This window comes from Candidatus Marinimicrobia bacterium CG08_land_8_20_14_0_20_45_22 (assembly GCA_002774355.1).
In the GTDB taxonomy this organism is placed as follows: domain Bacteria; phylum Fidelibacterota; class UBA2242; order UBA2242; family UBA2242; genus 0-14-0-20-45-22.
Genome location: PEYN01000055.1, coordinates 1 through 9516, shown reverse-complemented (window position 1 = coordinate 9516; position 9516 = coordinate 1). Strand labels below are relative to the sequence as shown.

Genomic DNA, 9516 nt, shown 5'->3' with positions numbered 1-9516 from the left:
AACCCGTTGCCTGTAACCCGTTGCCTGTCTCCGTTATCAGGTTTCGGGCTTGTCCGCCATTGACCGAACTATAAATTGCCGGCGCTTCGTAATCTGTGACCTATAATCTGCGTAAATCCGCGGCAATAAATTCCCTCTGCGCCACCTACGTTCTCAGCGGTTAATCCCATAACTTTATCTATTCCTTCTTGAGAATAACAACATTCACCTTACAGAGTTTTTTAAATTCCTCGGCGTCTTTTGCGGAACCAACCAGTGTACCGTAGTGAATCGGAACGGCGACCTTCGGTTTAATTGTATTGGCGGCTTGTGCGGCTTCTTTTGCATCCATCGTGTAAGTTCCGCCAACGGGCAAAAAAGCGACATCGGCTTTAATGTCGTTCATTTCCAGAATAAAATCCGTATCGCCAGCGTGATAATACGTGCCGCCGCCCGTCTTAATCACATAACCGACATATTGCTTTTCCTTCGGATGATACCGCTTGCCAATGTTGTAAGCCGGAACGACGGTAACTTCGATCTCTTCAATCTTGAACTTCATGCCCGGAAACACGCCGTGCACATTCTTCCCGAACATTTTCTCCACAGCCTCGGGAACGACCATAATTGTTCTGTCTGTCCGAATTTTCCGGATATCTTCCATCGAAAGATGATCGTAGTGATCGTGTGTGATAAAAATGATGCCCGCGGGTTCTCCGCCAGAAATTTTAAAAGGATCAATGTAAATCACCTTTTTACCGGTAATTTTTATCGATGAGTGTCCTAACCAATGCACATTGTTCATCATGATATTTATCTCCGATTGATTTGGTTTCTGCGATTGTTGCGCCGGGAGATTTTCACGCAGGCAAAAGATTGCAATGAAAATGCCAAGCGCATTAATCAGCATCAACGTCCGCGATATGATGGGCATTCGCTTCATGTGAAGAATTTCTTTCAGTGTACCGTTGAACGCATCGAAAAAACCCGATTGCGTCAGACAGGAATTTCTCCGAAAGACCAAACAAAATTTAGACTCAGAATTTCACCTGGGACTTTCGTTTTCTCAAACAACCGCAACGTATCGCGAAGGATCGCCGTGTGGAGCGTGACATGATCGGCTTTCCCAAACGGTCTGCCGAATGGATAGTTTACAAACGCGCACCGCGGCGGCGCCATGAACAACGCCTGTTCATAAAAAAGCGTCAACATAACCGTTGCAATGCCTCTTCTCTCGATCTCAGACGCGATCAGACAGGCGGTTTCGCTGGTGCGTGGCGAGCAGGGAACGATCAGAACGCCGTTGCATTCTGCCGCTTTAATCTTTTCAAAAGTACGAAATACATGTTTCATCAAAAATTTTTTGTTAGCGCTATGACCCGAAAAGCTATAAACCGGATCATGAATTTTCCCAATCATTCCTTCTTTCTGAAGAAGAACCAACCGCTCGATCGGCAAAACAACGTTAAAATCCTTTTGGGCTTCACTCGGCTCCCAGTCCAGCGGAAAAAAGTTGAGGTTTCCTTTAGCAACGCTGAGACTGATTTCGCGCGGTTCATAATCCCGCTCTTTACCTTCAGCAGTAAGTGGTTCCTGATCCGACATGTACGCACCCGAAATAGAAATCAATGCGATGTTGCTATCGATCATCCGCGCTTTAAACGGAACCCAATCGGTGTTTTTCTGACGATCTTGAGACCGGTAGGTTCTCGCCATCTGTTCATAGAGAAATTTCTTCCTCTCACTTAAATACGAAAAGTCTGTTTTCTTCATGGCTGAAATATAAACAATTTTAAAAAATTCTCAAGAACCAAATTCGGACTTTGGGCGACTTATGCCCCTTCGGGTTGCGTCTTCAGGCTCTGGATTTTTTCCCGCATTCTATCCCGCAGTTCATCGACACTAAAATCCCGATAGTCTTCATATCTGACCGGTCTGCCAATATTGAATCCAACATTCGCGGAACGGACGCGCCAATCGCCGCGCGTTTTGGCTTTATATAAGCCGTTAATGGCAATCGGCAGAATATCCGCCTTTGTATTGAACGCCAGATAAAATGCGCCTTTTTTGAACTTGCCCAGTTCTCCGGTCGTTGTTCTGCCGCCTTCGGGAAAAATGATGATTGACTTGCTATCTTTCAAAGCGGCTTCTGCGCTTTTTAAGCCCAGCATTGCCAATGTAACATTTCGCCGATCCAGCGGAATATTTCCCCAAAGCGTCGTCAGTTTTCCCCAAATAGGCCATGAAAATTGCTCCGCCAGTTCCAACGCCACAAAATACATCGGAATATAACCTACACAAATGAAAGGATCAAACAGGCTCTCGTGATTAATGATGATCAAATAAGACTTCCGGCGCTCGACGTTTTTCCTCCCCGTAACCCGAATGCGCACCCCGACCGACCGAAGCATCATCCGACAGATCGGGCTGAGTAATACATACAACTGTTGCGGTTTGTAAAATAGTAAGCCGATGACGATGTACCACGCTATGACAAAGAAATATGAAAAACCGATAATACACCGAAAAATATATCCCAGAACTCTCATCATACCGATCGGCTTCGGCGGCAGTTACTTTTTTTCGGGAAGGAGAACAACCTTCACGTAATTCGTCGTATCCAGATAAGTTTTGGCGGCTTCTTGAAGACTCGACCGCGTCAAATTCTCCACTAATTTCGGATAGGTCAAAACCATTTCCGGGTCTTCGTTATGAAAGACGGAAAACTGCAGGTTGTTAAGCCAGAACTTGTTCTCCTTGATATTCACTTCATAATCACGCATGTACATTTCTTTCATTTTTGCCACATAGGATTCGGCGGGACCAACATTTTTCAGACTGTCAATCTGCTGAAATATGATTGTCGTGAGTTCTTCTGCACGCGCCGGGTCGCAACCGAATTCGATAACAATTTCGTATTCCGGAATCGGATAATGAGAAATCGATGTCTGAACGTTGATTCCGTATGTGCCGCCCTTTTCTTCACGAACCGCTTCTCGAAATTTGATTTTCAAGTAACCAGAAACCGACTGCACGGCAAATCTGTTTTCCGGCGACCATTCAAAATTGCCCGTCAAAGAAATGTAAACGGCTCCTTTGTTCTCGATGCCTTTGTGAACTTCGCGCTGAACGACTCCTTCTGGCGAACGAATACCGACATCTTTCCAGGATTCTTTACGGTTCAAGGCGGGAAGTGAAGCAAGATAGGTTTCCAGCAACGGTTTAATCGTTTCAACGTTGAAATTTCCAATGATTACAAAGGTAAAGTCACCCGCATCAGCAAAACGATCGCGGTAAATTTTCAGCGACTTGCTTAAATCCATTTCCTTCATCATGTCCGGTGACCATGGACGCGCCCGGAAATGATGTTGATGCTGAGTAACGGTGATCGTATCCATAAAGGCTGATCCCGGATCGAGGCTACGACTTTCAAGATTTGTTTTGAGCATCGCCCGATATGCGAGATATGCGGACGAATCCTGCCGGACATCTGTAAAGTAGAGATAAAGCAGTTGGAACATCGTCTCGACGTCTTCCGGCGATGCGGAAGCGGAAATACTCTCATACGTTTCGCCGATAATTGGATTGACGTTTACGATTTTCCCGGTAAGTTTCTTGTTAAGTTCAATCTTCGAGAATTTTGCGAGGCCGCTTTGCCGAATGACCGGAACAGATGTCAGAGCAGAAACAAAATCTGAGTCAGAAACCAGCGAATTTCCGCCCGGGCTGATCGCCGCAACTAAAATCTCGTCATTCCGGAATGTTGTTGGCTTGAGAATAACATGGATATTATTGGAAAGCTTTAGTTCAGTCGTCCCGAGTTTCTCGTTTTTCGTTTCTGAAATGATTTTCCCTTTTGTGGGTGGCGCGGCGAGAAGCGGTTCGCCGGAAACCTTGTCATCGTAAGCCGTCAGCGGCACATTCTCCACCGAATCCTTTAACACAATTAACTGGCTTTCAGTTGGCACGCGAACGCCTTCTTTATCAGGCGCGGAAACCAAAATCACACAATTCGAATCGGTCATCCATTCAGCGCCGAGTCGGTTGACTTCATCCAATTGAATCGTCGGGAGAAAATTTTGGTACAGTTCTCGTTCCTTTTCGATGCCGGGCACCGGCTCGCCCATCAGAAAATTCCGGATGTATTCTGAAACCAAATTCGCTGATTTCGTTTTATCCTTTTCCCGAAAAGCCTGCTCGACGCCTCGTTGCATTTCCATCTTATTTCGTTCCAATTCCGATTGGGTAAATCCGAATTGACGAATGCGTTTGGCTTCGGTCAACAACGCAGTCATTCCTTTCTCAACACCATTTTCTTCGACCATCGCGCCCAGCACATAGAAATCACGCGTCCGAATAAATCGTCCTTTCGCAGAATAACCTTGCAGAAACTCCGGCTCCGCCTGACGGGTGAGTTCGTCTAATCGTTTATTAAACAGGCTGTTGAAAAGCGCATCGACGAGCGATTGCCGAAAATCATTCTCGGTCTTTTGCTCGGTTTTCTTGAGTTTGTAATACATCTCAATGGAGGTACTCATCTCTTCGGGATCGGTTTCAATAGAGATTTTCGTTCCGGGCGTGTCGGGAACCGGAAAGATTTGACGTTTAGGCGCAGATTTCGGATTCGCCAACGGCGAAAAATATTTTTGAATCAACACTTCTATTTTATCTTTATCGAAATCGCCGACAGCAACGACAGCCATGAGATTCGGGCGATACCAATTGCGATAAAATCTTCTCAATGTTTCATGTTTAAATGAATCAATGACGGCAATCTGACCGATTGGGAGCCGGGTTGCATAGCGGGAACCGGTGAATAGAACAGGAAATTGCTTATCCCGGATTCGCGCATCTGCGCCGCGCCCCGAGCGCCATTCTTCACGAATCACGCCGCGCTCTTTGTCGATTTCCGCATCGTCAAAGCTCAGGAATTGCGCCCAATCCTGAAGAATTTGAAACGCTTTTTCCAGCGTCGTGTCGTTGTCCGTCGGAACCTGCAACATATAAACCGTTTCGTCGAAACTTGTGTAGGCGTTCAGACTCGGCCCGAAGCGCATGCCAATCGATTCGAGATAACTGATCAGTTCGTTTTTCTGAAAATGCTTCGATCCGTTGAATGACATGTGCTCGACAAAATGCGCCAACCCCCGCTGGTCGTCGTCTTCCAGCACAGAACCGGCATTGACGATCAATCGCAATTCAGCGCGCTTTTCCGGCTTGGCGTTCGTTCGGATATAATAGGTCAATCCGTTTTTCATCGTCTTTTTTGTGATCGCCGAATCAAGCGACAATAGATTATCAAACGCTTCTGTGGAAGAAGCCTTGGGCGTCGTTACTTTTTCTTTAGCAGACTTTGGCGGCAAAACACAACCGGAAATGACGAATAATAGAGTGGCAAGTGAGATAAAAAATCGTTTCATTGTTTCTCCTGAACATGACAATTAAACATCGGCTGAAATTTATCAATTTTCTCCGAATAAAAAACCTTCGTTATCTCTGACTAGAAAGATGGAGACTATTTACCAACAATTTCAATATTCAGATCGTCCAATTCGGGTAAAACCCGAATATAAATACTGTTATCGGCAAGTGAACCGGCTACACCCATCACGGGACGCCCATATTGGTCTCGCAGGTTCGATTTTTCCGGATCTCTCAGCAGTAAAGACGAATAATAGTAGCGGCCGTAATTTTCATCCAGCACCGTCACGGTCATTTTATAGAGCCCCTGAGTCAATTCGGATGAGATTGGTTCGAATCCAACCGGAATTCCGCCGTTTCCTATTGTCAATTTTGAATTGGCGACGTTCGGGTGGTCGTATATAAGATATTCGCTGCGGTTACAGACCCGTTCGACAGCCACACAATAAATATTCGTACCTAAATCCGATGTCCAAAAAACACCGGCGTTATCGCCATACGGAACGTAAAGAGTATCGCGTACCTTAAGATAATTAGAATCCAGAAACTTCACCGGCAGAATTATCTTAGTCTGACCTGTGATTACTAGGTTTTTTTCCGGCAGTTCTATTTTGAACTCATAAACAGACGCCGTATCAGGATAGTTTGACATCGGCTTGGAAGGTGTGTAGGCTCCATAACGGAAATACTTAATGTTTGGAATTCCCTCTTTTTGTGTTTCCAGATCGAATTCAATGTATCGCGCATCGAGGCGATTCCAATACCATTTGAAATCCCATGTTTTCATAGTTCGAGTATCGGCCAGACTAACAATTGCCGTCGTATCGTGAACAAACGGGAGCACTTCTTCATATTCATCGACATTTGGCTCGCCCTGATCGGGCTTTCCGTTTCCCTCACCTTTATCCCGCGCCGGAAAACCATTTTCTTGTCCGATAATCCCGTCTTCGCCAAGATCGTCATTCAGCGGTTCGCTAATATCCCACTTTCCATTTCCATTTTCATCACTATAGCTTTTCCAGTTATTATTATCATCACGACCATTAAAAACTAACGTATCGTCAATCGTGATGGAGCGATCAATTCGCACAAAAGCATCGGGATGCGTCGATCGCCATGGAGTAAGAATAGCCTCAATCCGCACCTCCGGTTCGTAATCTCCAAAGTCGTCTCTGAACTGCGTCAGATCGAGTTCTTTTTGGCACGAAAACCAAACCAGCGCGGCGCCTGTTACGACAAACAATCTGAAAATCGCAGTCATGGTTTTCATTCTATAACTCAAATTCAACTCCCATCGTCGGAATGATCGGAAACATGCCAATGGCGGTGACGCGCGACGGCGAACGGCTGTGATCCCACGAATAGAACAGCGCGTTGAAATGATTGGTGAAATTAACTACCTGAACTTTGAACTTGCCGCGAATTCCAAACGGATGAATGTCTCTCAGCCAGCCGATATCTCCTCGATAATAAGCCGGATAGCGCGCAGAATTTTTTGGGCCGTAAATGGTCGTTAAATTACTATAAGGATTTTCCATACTGCCATAACCGCTCTGCGTATAGACTTTTCCAACGACCGGCGTGTACGGCTGGCCGCTGGATAACGACCACGTCAGGCTGATGGCGTTCTTGGAATTGATCCTATAATTCAGCACGAGATTGCCGACATGCGGACGATAATAATTCGGGTTATAAATCTCGTCCTGCGAATGCTTGATCTGGCCGTCGCTGTTAAAATCGATCCGCTTTTCGACGAACGAGTAAGAATAGCCGAGCCATCCGGTTAAATTGCCAGCGGTTTTCTTCAGCAGAAATTCGATGCCCCACGCAGTTCCCTTTCCCGAGATAAAATCATCAGCGTCATCCGCCGGATTGTTCGCGGGATTATTATCCAAAATCGAGCTATACGGCTTGTAATACGCCTCGGTCGAACCGGTAAAACCTTCACCCATCCAGCGCTCGATCCCGACAATGAAATGCTGATTGCTCTGCGCTTTCTGGGTCTTGGAAACCGGTTCCCAGAAATCCACGATACGCAGAATTTCATTTTCATCATTCGTTGTGAATAGAAATTGATCATAAACGCCCCAACTGCCCTTGAGAGCCAGGTTTTCCGTTAGATTATACTTGAACCCGACGCGCGGTTCGAGGTAGATACGTTTGTGCAGTTCGTATTTCGTCGCCCGCAGACCGAACTGGAGCGCGAAAAGGGCACCGACCTGCCATTTATCCTGCATAAAAATACTGGAGATGAGCGGGCTTTGTTTCATGTCGAAATATGTTACCGCATCGATTTTTTCGTTAAAACTCATCGATAGCGTTTTGATAGAAAAACCCAGCGTAGCGGTATGATGCCGGGAGAGAAACCATGTCAGTTTATTTTCAGATGTCCAATCGGTTACGTCATTTATCACAATGATCCGGTTAGATGCAGTCCCGGCCAAACTGTCGGTCTTACTTAAGGTCACGTCAACATCAAATCCATAATTAGTGCAGGAAATTTAGCTCTCCGAATAAAATTTAGAATTAGGAACGAACCGCCATGTCAGGCTGGTCGTCTGGTTGCCCCAATCCCAATTAAAATCAGTTTGATTAAGAAGGTTTTCATCCAGTAAAAATGCCAGTCGGTCGGCGCCGATATAAGACGAAAAAGTCAGGCGATTTTGCGGATTCAGATCAGAGTAAATATTGAATTGTGTATCGAAGAAATAGTACGTCCAGTTCTGCTTCTCGTCCTTAACTAAATAGTAAATCTTCGCCAGCTGATCGAAGTAGGTTCTTCTACCTGAAAACACCCAGCCGCCTTTGTAGGACGGACCTTCGAGCAGAATCCGACTGCTGAGCGCGCTGATCTCGCCACGGCCATGGCTGATATCCCAATATTTCGCCAACCACGTATTTTTGGTCAATCGACCATTTTTCGAGTTGCCCTCTTTTGATGTGATTTTCAAAACAGACGAAATCCGTCCGCCATATTCGGCTGGAAAACCTCCCGCGAGAAACTCAGCGTCCGAAACGGCATCAGCGTTGAACGTCGAAAATACGCCGCCGATATGATACGGATTATAGACTTCTGTCCCATCCAGCAGAATCAGATTTTCATCCGGACTGCCGCCGCGCACGATTAGCGCTGCCGAAAAATCATTTTGAGCCAGCACGCCCGGCAGAAGTTGCAGTGATCGAAACAGGTCGGATTCGATAAACGCCGGTGTCGATTTGATTTCGCGGAACGACAGATTTGTCCGGCTGATTTCGACTTGTTCTTTGAATCGCGTCCGCTCGGCCGTTACGGTAATTTCTTCGCCATGCACTGGTTCGATATTCAATTCAAAATCCAGACGCTGATCGGATTTTGGTTCTACGACAATTGGCATTTCGACGGACTTGTAGCCCATCATCATCACGCGAAGCCTATAATTTCCCGGTGGGATGCCACTAATGACGTAGAATCCCTGAACTGAAGACGCCGCCCCAAAATCCGTCCCGACCATCACAATATTTGCAAACATCAATGGTCCGCCGGTCGAGGCATCATGCAGGTAACCGTTGATCCGCCCGCCCTGGGCCTGACTGAACAGTAGCGTTGGTACGAAAATGACACAAAAAATAATTTTTATTGATATCCGTTTTACCCTGACGATTGCCAATTTGCACAACTTGGTGATTTCGCACATTGCGGTTTGTGCTTCGGATAATTTCTATCGCGTCTGAATTTTGTTTGCGGCGCGATAAGCTATTTTCGCCATCTTTTCCTGAAATGCCGAGATTTCCTTCGATGAAGGTGGATGCATCCGCCATTTTTTCATTTGCTTTTCAGTTTGACGAAAAATGATTTTCTGGGTTTTGTCGATCTTATTCCGGATGACCCGATAATGCCCGATGTCAATCATATTGGCGAGGGAAGTATCGGGATAAGCGAATGCTTTCAATTCCTGAAACCGCTTGTTCAGCGGTGAAAAGCCAACGGAATCCATCTCCGCCGGAACCTGACCGGAACTCACCCAGATCGGAACTGAGATCGAAACCGCCGGTTCGCCCAGCGTGCACCAAAATGTCGTGAGTTGCGGATCTTCGCCGGAATTAACGCCGTCGAAAACCGCCGCGGCGACCGTACGA

General features: G+C 46.2%; 8 protein-coding genes. All 8 read right to left on the bottom strand.

The window, feature by feature from the left end; all coding sequences use genetic code 11:
- Positions 1 to 178: 178 nt before the first annotated feature.
- Positions 179 to 787: a Zn-dependent hydrolase gene (locus COT43_03645; GenBank protein ID PIS29525.1), complete on the bottom strand. Its 609-nt coding sequence runs from the start codon at positions 785 to 787 to the stop codon at positions 179 to 181.
- 188 nt (positions 788 to 975) lie between these two features.
- Complete coding sequence (locus tag COT43_03640; protein ID PIS29524.1) at positions 976 to 1695, bottom strand: hypothetical protein; 720 nt, start codon at positions 1693 to 1695, stop codon at positions 976 to 978.
- Between the two features lie 116 nt (positions 1696 to 1811).
- Positions 1812 to 2531, bottom strand: a complete 720-nt coding sequence (locus COT43_03635; protein ID PIS29523.1) for a hypothetical protein — start codon at positions 2529 to 2531, stop codon at positions 1812 to 1814.
- 21 nt (positions 2532 to 2552) lie between these two features.
- Entirely contained in the window at positions 2553 to 5399 is a 2847-nt protein-coding gene (locus COT43_03630) for a hypothetical protein (GenBank protein PIS29522.1), read from the bottom strand.
- Positions 5400 to 5494: 95 nt separating this feature from the next.
- Entirely contained in the window at positions 5495 to 6670 is a 1176-nt protein-coding gene (locus COT43_03625) for a hypothetical protein (GenBank protein ID PIS29521.1), read from the bottom strand.
- 1 nt (position 6671) lies between these two features.
- The gene (locus tag COT43_03620) at positions 6672 to 7868 is read right to left on the bottom strand and encodes a hypothetical protein (protein ID PIS29520.1); all 1197 of its coding nucleotides are present in this window, start codon (positions 7866 to 7868) and stop codon (positions 6672 to 6674) included.
- A 33-nt stretch (positions 7869 to 7901) separates the two neighbouring features.
- Positions 7902 to 9074 (bottom strand): hypothetical protein, encoded by a 1173-nt coding sequence (locus tag COT43_03615; protein ID PIS29519.1) that lies wholly within the window; start codon positions 9072 to 9074, stop codon positions 7902 to 7904.
- A 24-nt stretch (positions 9075 to 9098) separates the two neighbouring features.
- The coding region (locus COT43_03610) for a hypothetical protein (protein PIS29518.1) at positions 9099 to 9516 on the bottom strand (418 nt) is incomplete at its 5' end.